This is a genomic window from Bacillus sp. TL12, assembly GCF_022625245.1.
Lineage (GTDB): Bacteria > Bacillota > Bacilli > Bacillales > Bacillaceae_G > Bacillus_A.
On sequence record NZ_JAJJBY010000024.1, the window covers coordinates 37,137 to 53,782 of the forward strand.

Below are 16,646 nucleotides of genomic sequence, written 5' to 3' on the forward strand. Positions count from 1 at the left end.
ACCCCTTTATCTATCTGTATTTGACAGCACCTTTTCCTCTCGAGAGGACACTAAATGAAACCAGTCATTAATTGTTGGGCGCTCAGCCAAATCTGCGAATGCAATTTCTACACCTATCTGGCGCCATTTCTCTACTAAACTCATTATTCTAACTGAGTCGAGCCCTCTATTTAATAAATCTTCATTATCTTCAATATCTGTTGGCGATTCACGAAGTAATTCAGCAACTTGTTGGCGCACTGATTGTAATGTGAATCTTCTCTGCCTTTCCAACACACCATCTTCTTTTTCATTCTGCAAATCTTTTAACAACCTATTCGTTATCATTGTCACTGCACATCGATCAGATGCATACTGCAGAGCTTGTGTATGATGTTCTTGTGAGAAATCAGCAACTGCATCAGCAATGAAAAATGGTTGTATTCCATCCATAAATGCTTCACATGCTGTTAAGAGGCATCCGATATGTGCATACACTCCGCATATAATAAGCTGATTTCGCCCTTGTTCATGTAAAATTTCTAAAAGATTTGTTTTCTTAAAAGCGCTATATCTCCATTTTGTTAGGAAAATATCATGCTCATCCGGAGTAAGCTCACCAACAATTTTTTGCTTATGAGGCCCTTCAGGAATACCTGGTCCCCAGAAATCTTGCAATAATCCCCTTTGCTCTAACGTTTGTCCGCCTGGTTGTGCAGTATATACAACTGGAATCCCAAGGTCCTTACATGTTTTTCTGATAGATTGAATATTTGAAATCAGTTCTACTCTTGGTGATTCCTCAGCATGATATGCATCCAGAAAGTACTCCTGCATGTCATGAATAAGAAGAACTGCACGTTTTGGATCTGGCTTCCACGTTACTTTATTGTTTGGTAAATCTGCTTCTAATGGCATTGGGTATACTGAGATAGCTGGAATCGCCATCTAATCACTTCCTTCCGAATTGTTAATTAATATTTAAACTTTACAAATTGATAGTAGTTTTTAATTTTTCAGCAATTGCTTTTCGTAATTCTTTTTTGCTCACTTTACCAACACCGGTTTGCGGGAACGATTCGATAAATTCGATGCGATCTGGGATTTTATATGCTGCAATTCCTCGATTTCTTAAAAATATTTTCAACTCCCCGACAGTAGATGCTTGCCCGCGAGCTATTACAAAAGCACAAGTACGCTCTCCTAAATAATCATCTGGCATAGATACAATCGCTACATCATGTACCGCTTCATGAGCTAACAGATGATTTTCAACTTCTTCAGCTGCAACTTTCTCTCCACCACGATTAATCTGATCCTTATCGCGTCCTTCAACTACTAAATATCCTTGCCCATTTATTTTGACAAGATCACCTGTACGGTAAAAACCATCCGAAGTAAAAGATTTCGCATTATGTTCTTCAGCTTTATAATATCCACGGATTGTATATGGCCCACGAGTTAATAAACTTCCAACTTGTCCTGGCTCCACATCATTATCACCTTCATCAACTACACGAATTTCATCAAACTCTGACATTGGTCTTCCTTGCGTATGAATAATGATTTCTTCTGGATCATCAAGTCTTGTGTAATTTACTAGTCCTTCTGCCATACCAAATACTTGTTGCAATGTACAACCGAATGCTGGACGTATGCGTTTCGCCACTTCCGCGCTAAATTTTGCGCCGCCCACCTGTAAAACTTGCAGGCTAGATAAATCATTATTACGTGAGGCTATTGCATCAAGCCATACCATTGCAAGGGGTGGCACAAGCGCTGTAATTGTGACACGTTCCTTCTCAATAAGAGAGAACGCTTCATCCGGACTTCCTCCAGAAGCGAGAACAGTTCGTCCTCCGGCATATAACGTTCCAAGTGTCCCTGGCGAACTAAGAGGATAGTTATGTGCAACCGGAAGAACAGCAAGATATACACTATCTTGATCCAATTTACAAATTTTAGCACTTACTCTTAAACTATACATATAGTCATCATGTGTTCTTGGGATTAATTTAGATAACCCTGTTGTTCCGCCTGATAATTGTAAGAAAGCTACATCGCTAGATTTCACCTCTGGTAAATCAACTGGCTCCAAGTAAAGATCGTGAATCCCTACAAATTCTTCTTCCTCTCCTACAACAATGACATGTTGCAGCGTTGAAACTTTTCCTTTTACTTCTCTTGCAAGCTTTCGATAGTCGAATCCAAGCTGTTTATCAGAAATAATATAAGCAGTTGCTTCAGCAAATTCACAAAAATAGCTTATTTCACTACTTCGGTGTGACGGCAAAGCAAAAACTGGAAGTGCACCAATTCGAAAAAGCGCAAAGCAGACCTCGAAAAATTCCGTAATATTTGGTAACTGAAGAACCACTCGATCCGTTTGTTTAATTCCCAAACTTAGAAATCCTGCAGCTAAACGATCCACTCTTCTATCTAGTTCACTATAGCTCAAGTGATTTTTACCACTTGTCACCGCAATCTGGTCGCCATGTTTCATCGCGCGTTCTCGAAGCATCTCTCCAAAGGTCTCTCCGCGCCAGCATCCTTCTTCTTTATACCGATCTGCAAATTCCTTAGGCCACTCCCGGCATCCTGTTAACATCATTTATCCCCCTAGCTTCTATTTCAAAGATTCATCATTTAATCCCATAGCACGAAGCATCGTACGAAACTTTGCTGCTGTTTCAGCTAACTCATCTTCAGGTTTTGACTCCGCAACAATACCAGCTCCTGCGAATAAGCGAAGAGAATTCTCTTCAACTTCCGCACAACGAATCGTCACAATCCATTCACCGTCACCATTCAGATCGCTCCAACCAAGCATTCCCGTGAAAAACTCGCGATCAAACGGTTCAATTTCGTTAATAGCTTCACGAGCTTCTTCTGTCGGAGTTCCACAAACTGCTGGTGTAGGATGAAGTGCAAGTGCCAATTCTAACGCAGACACTGATGTATCAAGTAATTCTCCTATTATCTCTGTAGATAAATGCCACATTGCTTCACTATTTATTAATGATGGCTTTTCCGGAACATGTAATGTACGGCAGTACGGACGAAGCGCCGCAGCTACTGCTTCAACAACAACAGCATGTTCATGTAAATCTTTAGCAGAAGAAAGCAACTCATCTGCTCGTCTTTTATCTTCTACAGGATCTTCACTACGAGGCCTAGATCCTGCAAGCGGATTAGAAATGACCTGCATTCCACTCCGTGAAACAAGTAACTCTGGACTCGCTCCTATAAGTGTACGACTACGCTTTGATGAAACATCACAATTCTCTCCTTCTTCACTCTTCGGTAAATCTACTGCAAACGTATACCCGTGTTTATTGTGCTGTGCTAAATCACGAAGCAGTTTTTGAATATCAACCTTTTCTAGAGATTTTAAATCCAGTGATCTAGATAGAACGATTTTCTTTAGGTCACCGCTCTTTATTTTCGCTACTCCTTGCTCTACACCGCGCATATATTCTGCAGGTGCCGGGATAGGATTCATTTCATATGTAAGTGCAGGTGATTGCTGCATTCGATCTGTAAAATCAAATTGTAGACGCTCTGCTAGCCTGCTCTCTTGAGGTACAACGAGCTGTACCGCTTTGGTGGGATCAAAAGGTAGCGCCCCTACAACAATGGGATTATGATGCCCAGCTTGCTTCGCATTATTTAGTACCGCATGAACCAGCTCAGGAAAATTTTCTGCCTGACTATGTTTCACCGTAGCGAATATTCCCTCGGCAAGTATTGTGCGGTACGGTGAAGCAAAAAAGAATGAAGATCCAGCTTTATAGTCATCTAGTAATTTTGTTGCTAACTCCTTTAAAGCAGTTGTATGATTCATTTTTTAAACCTCCTATATCTCATTTAGATTCCTAAAGTAGCACCGCCATCAATGCATAGATTATGCATTGTAATATGACTTGCTTTATCTGAGGCTAAAAATAAAACTGCTTCAGCAATCTCAGAAGGCGTTGCTATCTTTTTCAATGGAATTCCTAATCTATACGTATCTTGTGAGCCTGCAATAATTTTTCCAGCTCCATTTCCATCTTTCCAAAGTAGGCGCTGCATTTCTGTCTCAGTTGAACCAGGAGAAACTAAATTACAGCGAATATTATATTCTGCAAGTTCAAGACCAAGACATTTCGTAAACATCGTTGCAGCAGCTTTCGACGCTACATACGCAGCCATCTCCATCCTAGGAACACTTGCTGCGTTTGATCCTACAGTTACAATCGCACCAGATTTACGTGACATCATACGTTTACTTACCAATCTGGATACATAAAATACTCCTGTAGCATTTACAGAAAAAGTCTTGTCCCAATCTTCATCACTTAAAGAGTGAATTGCATTCATCTTCAAAACACCCGCAACGTTAACTAATATATCAATCGGTCCCAATGCATCCTCGATCTGATTTACTGTATCTTCCACCGCGGAACTATCACTCACGTCTAAAGCGAATGTTTTCAACAAGCTGCCTCTTGTTGCATGATAATCGGAAAGTTTATTGAGACCTAAAATATTTTTATCAACCGCTGCAACCTTTGCTCCTCTTTCCGCAAGCATATTTGCTACAGTCTCCCCAATTCCTTGTGCTGCACCAGTAACTAAAGCAACTTTTCCATCAAACTCTCTAAGGTCCATATTCTCAATTCCTTTCTTTGCAAGAATCGATTAGATTCTTATATACTTCTGTCTTGCAAAAGACGAACCCTATATCGAAAACATCAATCGATACTGATAATCATTATCGATTGATGTTTTCACAAAAAATAATACACTTAGTAAACTTATCAGTCAAGAGTATTTAAATCTTAATTTTTTACACACTATCCTAGATAATAATCACAATCGATTAATTGATAATGATTTTCATTTTCTTTTGTTACAACGAAATGATAATGTTTCTCAATAAACTTGTCAATCTTTTTTTATTTTTCAGATAATTTTTTTACTATTTCTCTATACTAATATCCCTAAAAAAATGTATTTTCAATGTTTTCTCTTTAAAAATTACAATTCAAAAAAGTTTAAAATAAAATGTTAAAACTTTCTATACACCATCCAAACTTTTACGTTCATTCTATAAATAAACCTTTAATGCAAAAAATACCATTTTATAAGATGGTATTTTTCTCAATAAATTTCTGAAAAATCCCTAAAAATTATACTTTTATTTTTTATTAACTTATGACAATCTTACTTTTTTTCTAAATCATATCATTTCATTCGCAAATTTATACGTCATGTATATTATTCTGTTATAATTTTTTGGAATTAGATGCATTTATAATCAGTTTCATTCACATACTTTCCCTTTATACGAGAAAGCATTACATTTCTAAGTATAAAAAAAGAGCCAGCCTACGCTGACTTTTTTCTTACACTCTTACAACCGTTTCTTCAAATGTATTTGTTGGTTTTGAAAGTTCCATCATATCAAAGGAACTTTTAATCCGTCTTATGAGTACTTCTTTTAATTAAGCACATTTTGGTTTCTCTAATGATTTTACAAAAACAAAGTTTTTATAATACAGCACATTAGAATCTTTATCTAAAGGATTGATAAACATCCCCTCTTTTGTAGCAAAAGCGTTGGAGTGTCCTAATAAAGTTGTAATACAAGTTTCTAATATTTTAGGCTCTCTATCTAAAAATTCTTCTTCACATACTACTTTTAGATTCGTTTCTGCTATCATGTACATAGTCTACCAACCAAATTTCCCCACAAGAAGTCATTTGGCTAGCGTATTTTATTTCACTTGGTTTTTAATTTAACGTCTCCCTGTGGTTCTTAAAATCCACAAAAAACTGTAAGATGATTAATTCATCTTTTATGATTACATTAATAAATCTAAAAACATTACTTCCATACAAGAACCTACTCAACCAATCAACCCTTTCTATCCACGAGACACGCATTCGCCAATTAAGGTAAACACATTGTAATTAGTTCTGTGGGTGTGATTTAGGAGAGAATATTGGATTTTCACAGCATACGTAGGTCGTTTTATAATGTAATCAACAAACTCGGATTATCGAAGATTTGATTCCATGATTTACGACATACGCATGCTACTTTGTTGTCATGCTGCTATTGATACGATGTTAAACACGTACAGTCACGTATTATCCGATACGCAACATTCGGTAGCTGAAAAGCTCGACGAAGTATTCGAAAAATGTGACCGTTAGTGTGACTTCACCTAAAAAGCGTTGGAAACGATGGACAAATCAGATAGGTTAAAATCTTTACTTCACCACAAACCTAGTCTGACTACAACCATCCTTCTGCTTCGTTACTTCAAGTACTGCTGGCATAGCATTCTTTAACTCTTGCACGTGCGAAATCACACCGATAAATCGTCCGGATTTTTGCAAATCTATTAATGCATCAACGGCTTTTGTTAGTGACTCTTCATCTAGCGAACCAAATCCTTCATCGATAAACATTGTTTCGATAGAAATACCGCCTTCATAGGCTTGGATGACATCTGCCATACCAAGCGCTAGACACAGCGATGCATTAAATTTCTCACCGCCGGATAATGTTTTTACATCACGTGTTTGGCCAGTGTATGCGTCATATACATCTAATCCTAGTCCACTTTGACGATTGCGTTTTTCAACTCGTTCACTTCGTTTTAAGTAAAATTGTCCGTTTGATAGTTTACGAAGTCTTTCGTTAGCAATTTGAACGATTTGTTCTAGATACTCAATTAAAATGTATCGTTCAAAGGAAATACGACTCTCGTTATCTCCTTTCATGACTTCATATAAATCGACAAGTTCTTGGAAAGCTTTTTCTTCTTCATGAATTTGTTCATCAATTCGTCTAATATTTTCATGTAAATCAGAAATGTATGCAACTGCACTTTGAGCACGCTGGCGCTTTTCTTTTGTAATATCAAGCTGAATTTCTAGTTCTTTCATTTGCTCTTCTAAAACTGTAATATCCGTCCATTCTTTCCCGACTAATTCATTTGTTAGTTCTTCAATTTGTTTCGCTAATACTTCAAGGGATGAATAGTATTTTTGAATTTGATCTTGCAGATGTTTCATTTCTATATCTGATAATTTTGCTTCTTTATAAGCTTGTTGATCGATAAATCCACCTTGCTGTAGCTCTGTCGTAAAACGAAGTAAAGTTTCTTCTTTCTTTTCTTTTGTCTGGGTTACTTGCTTTATAGCCCCATCGTATTCAGCTTGTACACGTATATTTTCATTTTGCCAATGTTGATAAGCTTCTTGTACTTTCTTCCACTCATCTTCCATCAAACGAAGTTCTTTAATAGCATTGTCAAATTGCTGTTTCCATGCTTCTAACGTTTGTAAGCTTTCAGGGATTTTTTGTTGATTATGTTCATAAGACGTTCGCAGTTCTATACACTCTAACTCAGTGCGATGCAGCATTGCTTCCGCTTCACGTTTTTGTTTTTGTAACTCTTCTACTTGCTGATCTAACCCTTTTAGACTGGAAGCTAATTGTTTACGCTTTTCTTCACTCTCTTTTAATGCATTCACTTCAGCAACTAGTTGTTTTCCTTTTTGCACCAATGTGCGATACGTTTCTGCTAATTCTTCCGAACGATATCCACGGTTGGCTACTTCTTCTATTACTTGCTCATACTGTGCTCTGTAGAAATTCCATTTCTCAGCTACTTGCATGTGTAGTTTTTCGGCAACTGTTTTCTTTTCACGCAGTTCATTTAATTGTTGCTCATCAATGGAATCTCCTCGCTCTGTAGCTTTGTTAGGATGCGTCGTGCTACCGCATACTGGACACGATTCTCCGTCATGAAGATGCTGTGCTAACATCCCAGCTTGTTCATTTAACCAGCGTTGTTCCATCTCTTCATACGCTTTCACAACTATTTCTACTTTTTGAGAAGATGATTCTTTTTCTTTTTCATATTTTTGCTTTTCGTTCCAAACGTCATATGCTTGCTTTAATATTTTTGCATCTTCTCGCATATTTGCCAGTTCTTCCACTTTTGTTACGTATTGCTCAAGCGCTGCTTCTAACTGTTGTAATTCTCCAGCTAATTGTTGTTTTTGAGAAGTTTGCCCTTCTAGCTGGTGCTCAAACTTATGAATACCTTCGTTCAATTTCTCTCTCTGAATCTCTACCTTTTGCAAATTGGATTTTTTCTCTGCTAATGAAGCAATAATCGACTCTAATTCCTCTAGTCTCTGTACGTCTTTTTTAGCTTCTTCACGTACAGATTCCTTACCTTTTAATTCTTCATATTTCTCCTGTGCCAATCGGAAAGATTCAACAGTCTTTTCTTTCTTAGCAAACATTTGCTTCAGTAATTGTTCAGCGTTCTGTTCACTTTGCTTTGCTTCTTCATACCATTGTTCAAATGGTACTAATCGTTTTGCTTGTTCCGCCAGTTTAAAGCGTTTTTCTTCTATTTCGATTTGTTCACGATTTGCTTGTAAAGCTGCTTGTTGCTCTTGTTTCCGCTCAAAATCTTTGAACTTTTCATTAACAGATTTTGCTACATGAAAACGAACTTCTACTTCTTTTAATTGCTGCGCTTGTCCTATTTGCTGCATTTGCAATTGTTCAACTTCTGCTTCATAATAACCCGTTTCTTGTTCCAGTGCTTCGACTACTTGATGCGTATTAACATGTTCCTGCTGCACCAATGTTTCTAACAACGAACCATCTCGAACTGGTAACTTAAAAACATTACGGAAGTACAGTTCTCTTTCTTTTTGCTTTTCTTGCAAAACGTCTTTCCACTGTTTCCGTTTTTGATCTAGTAATTCGCGCATTAATTTATAACGATCTGTTTTAAAAATGCGACGTAAAATTTCTTCTTTATTTTCTGTTTCAGATGTTAGTAGTTTTCGAAATTCTCCTTGCGGAAGCATGACAATTTGACTAAATTGATGTTTACTAAGTCCAATTAAATCTTCAACCTTTTTGTTCACATCTGTCACATGAAAACGATCTACACATGGAATCTTCTCATCACCTATTACTTCATATAATTCAACAGCATGCCCAGTAACGGTTTTATTCCCTTGCTTTTTATGGCCAAGCTGCCTTTTTATTTCATATTGTTTCCCTTTCAGTTGAAAGGTTAATTCTACACTCGTATATACATTATCATCAGCAAATTGGCTACGAAGCATACTCGTATCACTTCGTTCCTCTCCGCTCGCTTCTCCATATAACACATAACAAATCGCATCGAATATCGTTGTTTTTCCTGCTCCTGTATTTCCTGAAATTGCAAAAATGCGATGATCCCCTAAATCACTGAAATCAATAATCTCTCGCTGTTTATAAGGACCAAACGCCGTCATCATAAGTTGCAGTGGCCTCATCTTCGTTCACCTTCCCGTTCCTGCACTGTTTGTAATACTTCTAAGAAAAGACGTTCTTTCTCTTCTGATAAATCTGACCCCTTCATTTCTTTATAAAAAGCTTTTAAAAGAGATACGTCATCCATTTTATGCCTAGAAACAACAATTTCATCTGCTTCTGTAAATTCTCTTCTTTTCATAGAACGTTCAACATGCATTGCATTTGGATAGACAGAACGAACTTTCTCCATTGGCTGCAGTACAGGATTTTCATCTAATAATTTGACGAAAACGTAATCTTCACTTGTCGGATGCTTTAATAAATCATCTATTTTCGTTTCTACTGTTCGCATTTGGCGTCGAGGTGTAAATAAACGCTTCTCTATTGTCGTTTGTCCCGTTTCATCTAATTCAACAATATAATACCCTTTTTTATGTCGCTCTTCAGAAATGGAATACGCAAGTGGTGACCCTGAATATCGAATTGTTTCATTACGTACAAAATGCGCTTGATGTAAATGACCAAGCGCTGTGTAATGAAACTTGTCAAAATAGTGACTATTAACATATTCAGCACCACCAATTGAAAGAGGACGTTCTGCATCACTCGTATTTTCTTCTGCTTCACCTGAAGAAGTAACAAATGCATGTCCCACAAATACATGTCTTGCTTCTTGATTCATTGTTTCCGAAAGTTCATTCATAAAAATACGCATCGCATCATCATGCGAGCGAATATCTTCATTTTGCATCACATGTCTAACAATACTTGGGTCAGCATATGGTACTAAATGAAAATGGACTTCTCCATACGCATCATGTAAAACAACTGGTTCATAAGGAAATTGAAATTGTCCCACAATATGTAACCCTTGTTTTTTCATTAAACTACTGCCAAAATGAATACGGTCTGGACTATCATGATTCCCTGCTACCGCGATTACCGGTGTTTGTAAATCAATCACTATTTTTTGTAATACCTCATTTAATAAGTCTACTGCTTCTGTCGGTGGAATTGCTCGGTCGTATAAATCACCTGCAATGATTACGGCATCTGGTTTTTCTTCTTGTACAGCTCGAACGAACTGCTCTAAAACAGTTCGTTGATCTTCGGTCATATATACACCGTGAACAAGTTTTCCTAAATGCCAATCTGCTGTATGAAAAAGCTTCATCTTTCCCTTCCTTTCTCTCTTTTAATTTACTGATTGTAATGAAACAAGTTGATACTTAAGTGTGGTCTTTCCATTTTCCCACTCTATCTTTTGAACAATTGCACTACCAATTCTTTCTTGATCTGATTTATATAAAGGTAACATTTCATTCATAGCAAATAAATGATGACCATCTAACATTAATTGAAATACATTTTCTTCTATATGTAATCTCGTTTCTTTTTCATTTGAAATAATCTTTGTGTGCATCTCAAATTTCATATAAACACAACTCCTTTTACTATTCACTATACTTTAATAGTATAGTGGCTACTCATGATTGACAAGTGAATAGATGATGAAGAATTTACTTACAGATTTGTTTATTTTTCATTTTATAATACAGTATGTGAAATTTTATAATTAGAAAATACTATGATGATGTCTATTGCTTCATTGCGCAATTATTTTGCATGCAGAGCTTGTTCTTTCCAAAAGAAAAGAAACCATTTTGATCCATCTTTTTTCAAAACAGTTTCTTTTTTATAATGTGCAATAATCTAATTTGTGGAGGTACCTTTAATCAAATTTTATTTTTGCAAATAATCTTTCATTACATAGTACAATACAGTAATTAAAATAATCGCTATAAAAAATGAAAATAAGGCCACGATATACCCATCTTTATTTAATATAAAACAAAGTGAAATAGATATGATAAAAACCGGAAACACGAGACGTACTTTATCTTTCACTTCTTCTGTCGTATCTGTATGATGAAAATACTGTGTAATTCCTATCATGAGAGAAGACAAAATAATAACCGATAATAGCAAAGGCCCTGGCATTCCGATCTCCCCTTTCTCTATTCCTTATTATATACAAACTCAAGCTTCGTTAAAAGTTTGACAATTCAGCGAATATAACAAAATATGATTCTTATCTATATTCAACCCTTTCCTTCCAAGCATAAGAGTCATATATATAGTATATCCTCCATTTTTAACCTATAATCAATCATGATTGTTGTAATATTCCTTTTCATCCGTGGAAATCCTGCAAATAGAACTCGTCAAAATATGCAATTTTCTACAACAAGTCTAATATTATGTCTAATTGTTTATTTGTTTAGACAGTTAGACACTTTTTAGCTAGTATTTCTTCTTTATGAAAGGCATTAAAACTGGCACGTTACTTGCTTATTAAGTAAATTATAAAGGACATTTCAGATTGTATCGAGAAATAAGAACGAGAAAATATATAAGAGGAGGATTTAAAATGACTGAAAATGTTTTATTTTCCATTAGTGAAAATGGTGTTGCATCGATTACTTTAAACCGTCCAAAAGCACTTAACTCTTTATCTTATGATATGTTACAACCAATTGGGCAAAAACTAAAAGAATGGGAAAAGGATGATCGCATCGCCATGATCGTCTTAAAAGGCGCTGGTACAAAAGGCTTTTGTGCTGGCGGTGATATTAAAACATTATATGAAGCGCGTTCAAGTGAAGTTGCATTACAACATGCAGAACAGTTTTTTGAAGAAGAGTATGAAATAGATACTTATTTATATCATTATCCAAAGCCAATTATCGCTTGTTTAGATGGAATTGTAATGGGTGGTGGCGTCGGCCTTACGAATGGCGCCAAACATAGAATTGTCACAGAGCGTACAAAATGGGCAATGCCTGAAATGAACATTGGTTTTTTCCCAGATGTCGGCGCTGCTTATTTCTTAAATAAAGCTCCTGGACAAGCTGGCCGTTATGTCGCATTATCAGCATCTGTCTTACAAGCTGCTGATGTGTTATATATAAATGCTGCCGATCATTATATGCCATCTGAAACGTTACCTACTTTTCTTGATGCAATCGAAAAAGTAAATTGGCACAATCAAAATGTACATATAACTTTAAAAGAACTCATAAATAAATATGAAACAACACCTAGTGTAGAAGGTGAACTTGCTTCCGTGCAAGAAGAAATTGATAAGCACTTTTCATTCCAAACAGTCGAGGATATCATCCATTCATTAGAGAATACTGACAGTTCTTTCGCTTTAAAAACAAAAGAAAAGTTACTCTCAAAATCTCCATTCTCATTAAAAGTAACATTAAAGCAACTGATTGATGGGAAAGAAAAATCGATAGAAGAATGCTTTGCAACGGATCTCATACTCGCTAAAAATTTCATGAGACACGAAGATTTCTTTGAAGGAGTCCGTTCTGTCGTAGTCGATAAGGATCAAAACCCACAATACAAATATAAACAATTAAGTGATGTTTCAGATGAAGAGGTAAATCGCTTCTTTAACCTTCTTAATGCATAATAGCAACCAGGCTAGATAAAAGCAGTTTATTTTCTGCTCTATCTAGCCTAGTTTATTACCGTACGATTAAAATGACGGAGGTGTTACAGCGAATAAAATAATGGCATCCTGATCAAATGGATTTTCCCATTTATGTTTCATGTACGAAGGAATTTTCACGCTATCACCTGGATGTAAAGTGTATATATTTTGTTGTAAATGAAAAACAACCTCTCCTTCTAAAACATGTGCAATTTCTTCTCCTTTATGTTCCAAAAGTTTTTCTGAGGAAATAGCATTAGGTGGTAAGGTCATTAAAGATACAGCCAAAGAACCCGTTAAATCTGGTGATAATAATTCATATGATAAATTTCCTACAATCATTTTCTTACGTTCATTCGCTCTTACAACTAAGTCATTCGTATTCGTATCTTCCATTAAAAAGCTAAAAGTTGGAACCTCTAATGCTCCCGCTAATAGTTTCAACGTTTGAATAGAAGGGTTGGCTAATCCCCTCTCAATTTGACTTAGCATAGAGGGTGTTATTTCTGCTTACTTTGCTAGCTCCCTCATACTTAAATTTTTTTGTTTTCGTAGCTCTTCCACCTTTTTCCCTATATTTATATTCTCCACATTTTATACCCCTTTTAACGACTTTAATTAAATATATTTTAACATACTTAAATTTAGTTTAACATACAACTTAAATTGTGTTAAACTTATTTTAATTAAATTTTCAAAATATAATTAAAGAAAGGCGGAGTGATTATGGAGAACTATCTTCTTTTTATTATCATGTCGATTTGTCTTATCATTTTACCGGGCCCTGACACTGCAATGGCTACGAAAAACACTCTTACTGCTGGGAAAATCGGAGGTGTGAAAACGGTTTTCGGTACATGTATCGCACTCTTAATTCATACTTTAGCAGCTGTAATTGGTCTTTCTGCTATTATTGTTAAATCAGCTTTCTTATTTTCTATTTTTAAATATGTTGGTGCACTTTATCTCGTCTATTTAGGCATAAAAGCACTTTTATCCTTAAAAAACAAAAACAACATAAATATGAATGACTTGCCTATGAAACACACTGATGGAAACACTTCTTGTTTTCGCCAAGGTTTTCTTACTAACCTTTTAAATCCTAAAGTTGCTGTTTTCTTTTTGACCTTTTTACCGCAATTTTTAAATCCTAATCATAATACACTTATTCAGTTTTTGATTATGGCGCTTACCTATCTTGTTTTAACTGTAATATGGTTTGCTTTTTATATATTTTTAATTGATAAAATAAGTGTCTTTATGAAAAAGCCTGCTACACAAAGATATATTCAAGGGCTTACTGGTATTATATTAATTGGATTTGGTATAAAATTAGCGTTCGAAAAAAACAGTTAACAATAAAAATCCACCGCTCATGAATGAGGGGTGGATTTTTCGTACATGTAACAAGTTACATACGTGTTCTCTCTATTAAAACCAGCGCTCTGTTACCACTTTTTTACGTGTGTAGAATTGAACACCATCTGTTCCATTTGTTCCAAGATCACCGTAGAAGGACGCTTTATTTCCTGCAAATGCGAAGAATGCCATTGGAGCTGGAACGTTAACGTTTACACCAATCATTCCAGCATCGATATTATCACGGAATGTTTGTGCATGTTTACCACTAGATGTATAAATAACAGCTCCATTTGCAAATTTTGATTGGTTTGTCAGCTTAATTCCTTCTTCTAAATCTTTTACTCTCACAATGCTCAGTACTGGAGCAAAGATTTCATCTTGCCAAATTTTCATATCTTGGTTTACACCATCAAAAATGGTTGCCCCAACAAAATACCCTTCGCCAGCTTCTTCATTCACTTTACGACCATCTACTAATAAAGTAGCTCCATCTGCTACACCGCTATTAATATAACCTAGTACACGTTCTTTATGAGATTCACGAATTAATGGTCCTACATAATTATCTTCGTGGAAACCATCACCTACTTTTAATTTACGTGTTTCCGCTACTAGAACATCAATAAATTCATCAGCGATTTCATCCACAACAGCTACAACAGAACATGCCATGCAGCGCTCTCCACTACTCGCAAACGCCGATCCAATCACACCCTGTACCGTCTTTTCCATGTTGCAATCTGGCATAACAATCGCATGGTTTTTTGCTCCTGCAAGTGCTTGTACGCGTTTTCCATATTTTGTTCCTGTTTCATACACATAACGTGCAACTGGTTCAGATCCAACAAATGAAACAGCTTGAATATCTTTATTTTCTAGAATACTATTTACAACATCTTTTCCGCCTTGTACTAAGTTTAAGACACCTCTTGGAAAACCTGCTTCATAGAATAATTCTACTAGTCTTTCAGCTAAAAGTGGCGTTCTTTCAGACGTTTTTAATACGAATGTATTACCACAAGCAATTGCAAGTGGGAACATCCATAAAGGAATCATCATTGGGAAGTTAAATGGTGTAATTCCAGAAACAACTCCAATTGGGTAACGCCAAATCGAGCCATCAATCCCACCCGCAATATTTGGAAGTGCCTGCCCCATCATTAAATTTGGTGTTGATGTTGCTAGTTCTACAGCTTCAATCCCGCGCTGAACTTCGCCAGTTGCATCTTTTAACGTTTTACCATTTTCTAATGTAATGATTTTTGCAAGTTCATCCTTGTTTTCTTGTAAGAGTTGTAGATATTTATATAGCTGTCTTGAGCGATTTGGAACTGGTACTTTAGACCATGTTTCATAAGCAGCTTTTGCAGCTTCAACAGCACGATCCACATCTTCTTTTGGAGAAAGCGGAACATAAGCAATTATTTTCCCAGTCGCAGGATTCGGAACAGCTTCCACTTCTGTTCCAGTAGATTCTACCCATTCACCATTAATATGATTTTTCACGCGTTTAATTTCTGTTGTAATCATTGTATTCGCTCCTTTTTATTTTTTATATTTGCTAGTATCATTATTATTTTTGATTAGAGATTAATTGTTCACTTACCTTTTGATATAAAGCAGCCATGTCTTTTTCACCATATCCTGCTTTCCCAGCTTCATCATACAAGTTCAATAGCATTTCACTTACTGGTAAGTGAAGCTCGCTTTCTTTCGCTAGATCAACTGCAAATCCTAAGTCTTTCTTTAGTAGATTTACAGTAAATCCTGGTTCATAGTTTTCCGGCGCAATAAAGCTTTTATAATTACGCTCGTAAATTCTACTTTGTCCATAACTCACATTTAAAATATCAAACATTTTATCCAAATCCATATTGTTTTTCTTTGCTAAAGTCAAAGCTTCACTAACACCTGCAGTATAAAAACCAATTAATAAGTTATTAATAAGCTTTACAGTTGTACCACTATCAATTCGCTCACTCACATGAAAAATATTTGCCCCTAATACTTCCATCACTGGTAAGCCCTTTTCGTACACTTCTTTTGATCCACCAACCATAAAAGTTAATGTGCGGTTTTCCGCTCCAATCACTCCACCACTAACTGGCCCTGCTAAGAAGTCTACCTTTTTATCGTTCGCAGCATCTGCCAATCTTTTATTTAGCTCTGGTGCTACTGTGCTTGTATCAATTAGAACAACATTCGAATGGCTATTCTCAATTAAACCTTCTTCACCAAAGTAAACAGCTTCAACAGCTCGAGGTGATGGTAAACTTGTAAAAATCAAATCACATGTTTCTGCCAAATTTGCAATTGATAAGCCAATGATTCCTCCTTCTTTCTCAAAAGAAGCTTCCGCATCTTTATTTAAGTCGAATCCATATACTGTGTAATTTGATTCAACTAAATTTTTAGACATCGGAAGACCCATATTACCTAAACCAATAAAACCAATCTTTTTCATACTGT

At 36.0% G+C, this 16,646-nt stretch carries 13 protein-coding genes and 2 pseudogenes; 3 read left to right on the forward strand and 12 right to left on the reverse strand.

The window, feature by feature from the left end:
- Nucleotides 1–6: 6 nt before the first annotated feature.
- From LOK41_RS19485 to LOK41_RS19505, 5 genes are all read right to left on the reverse strand, one after another.
- On the reverse strand, nucleotides 7–927 hold the full coding sequence (locus tag LOK41_RS19485; protein WP_241817916.1) for an isochorismatase: 921 nt from the start codon (nucleotides 925–927) through the stop codon (nucleotides 7–9).
- Between the two features lie 40 nt (nucleotides 928–967).
- On the reverse strand, nucleotides 968–2,587 hold the full coding sequence (locus LOK41_RS19490) for a (2,3-dihydroxybenzoyl)adenylate synthase (protein ID WP_241817917.1): 1,620 nt from the start codon (nucleotides 2,585–2,587) through the stop codon (nucleotides 968–970).
- A gap of 18 nt (nucleotides 2,588–2,605) precedes the next feature.
- Nucleotides 2,606–3,823, reverse strand: coding sequence for an isochorismate synthase DhbC (dhbC, locus tag LOK41_RS19495; protein ID WP_241817918.1), 1,218 nt, complete (start codon nucleotides 3,821–3,823; stop codon nucleotides 2,606–2,608).
- Between the two features lie 23 nt (nucleotides 3,824–3,846).
- Nucleotides 3,847–4,632 (reverse strand): 2,3-dihydro-2,3-dihydroxybenzoate dehydrogenase, encoded by a 786-nt coding sequence (locus tag LOK41_RS19500; RefSeq protein ID WP_241817919.1) that lies wholly within the window; start codon nucleotides 4,630–4,632, stop codon nucleotides 3,847–3,849.
- 836 nt (nucleotides 4,633–5,468) lie between these two features.
- Nucleotides 5,469–5,687, reverse strand: a complete 219-nt coding sequence (locus tag LOK41_RS19505; protein ID WP_241817920.1) for a hypothetical protein — start codon at nucleotides 5,685–5,687, stop codon at nucleotides 5,469–5,471.
- A gap of 294 nt (nucleotides 5,688–5,981) precedes the next feature.
- On the opposite strand from LOK41_RS19505, the pseudogene LOK41_RS29325 reads away from it, so the two are divergent.
- A pseudogene (locus LOK41_RS29325) lies at nucleotides 5,982–6,183 on the forward strand (site-specific integrase); the annotation flags it as partial.
- A gap of 57 nt (nucleotides 6,184–6,240) precedes the next feature.
- Here LOK41_RS29325 and LOK41_RS19515 read toward each other — a convergent pair.
- From LOK41_RS19515 to LOK41_RS19530, 4 genes are all read right to left on the reverse strand, one after another.
- Nucleotides 6,241–9,330 carry an AAA family ATPase gene (locus LOK41_RS19515; RefSeq protein ID WP_241817921.1) on the reverse strand — a complete coding sequence of 1,030 codons (3,090 nt, stop codon included), beginning with the start codon at nucleotides 9,328–9,330 and terminating at the stop codon, nucleotides 6,241–6,243.
- Nucleotides 9,327–10,484 carry an exonuclease SbcCD subunit D gene (locus LOK41_RS19520; RefSeq protein ID WP_241817922.1) on the reverse strand — a complete coding sequence of 386 codons (1,158 nt, stop codon included), beginning with the start codon at nucleotides 10,482–10,484 and terminating at the stop codon, nucleotides 9,327–9,329. Before LOK41_RS19520 ends, LOK41_RS19515 begins: the two co-directional genes overlap by 4 nt.
- Nucleotides 10,485–10,505: 21 nt before the next feature.
- The gene (locus tag LOK41_RS19525; protein ID WP_241817923.1) at nucleotides 10,506–10,745 is read right to left on the reverse strand and encodes a DUF2584 family protein; all 240 of its coding nucleotides are present in this window, start codon (nucleotides 10,743–10,745) and stop codon (nucleotides 10,506–10,508) included.
- A gap of 308 nt (nucleotides 10,746–11,053) precedes the next feature.
- A complete protein-coding gene (locus tag LOK41_RS19530) occupies nucleotides 11,054–11,311 on the reverse strand; it encodes a hypothetical protein (RefSeq protein WP_241817924.1) in 258 nt (85 codons plus the stop codon).
- Nucleotides 11,312–11,741: 430 nt separating this feature from the next.
- On the opposite strand from LOK41_RS19530, the gene LOK41_RS19535 reads away from it, so the two are divergent.
- A complete protein-coding gene (locus tag LOK41_RS19535) occupies nucleotides 11,742–12,794 on the forward strand; it encodes an enoyl-CoA hydratase/isomerase family protein (protein WP_241817925.1) in 1,053 nt (350 codons plus the stop codon).
- A 66-nt stretch (nucleotides 12,795–12,860) separates the two neighbouring features.
- Here LOK41_RS19535 and LOK41_RS19540 read toward each other — a convergent pair.
- Nucleotides 12,861–13,406: pseudogene (locus tag LOK41_RS19540) on the reverse strand (helix-turn-helix domain-containing protein).
- Between the two features lie 135 nt (nucleotides 13,407–13,541).
- Here LOK41_RS19540 and LOK41_RS19545 point away from each other — a divergent pair.
- Complete coding sequence (locus LOK41_RS19545; RefSeq protein ID WP_241817926.1) at nucleotides 13,542–14,171, forward strand: LysE family translocator; 630 nt, start codon at nucleotides 13,542–13,544, stop codon at nucleotides 14,169–14,171.
- Nucleotides 14,172–14,246: 75 nt separating this feature from the next.
- Here the strand turns inward: LOK41_RS19545 and LOK41_RS19550 are convergent, their stop codons facing one another.
- Together LOK41_RS19550 and LOK41_RS19555 are read right to left on the reverse strand one after the other, a co-directional pair.
- The gene (locus LOK41_RS19550; protein WP_241817927.1) at nucleotides 14,247–15,707 is read right to left on the reverse strand and encodes a CoA-acylating methylmalonate-semialdehyde dehydrogenase; all 1,461 of its coding nucleotides are present in this window, start codon (nucleotides 15,705–15,707) and stop codon (nucleotides 14,247–14,249) included.
- Nucleotides 15,708–15,750: 43 nt separating this feature from the next.
- The gene (locus LOK41_RS19555; RefSeq protein ID WP_241817928.1) at nucleotides 15,751–16,641 is read right to left on the reverse strand and encodes an NAD(P)-dependent oxidoreductase; all 891 of its coding nucleotides are present in this window, start codon (nucleotides 16,639–16,641) and stop codon (nucleotides 15,751–15,753) included.
- Between the last annotated feature and the right edge of the window lie 5 nt (nucleotides 16,642–16,646).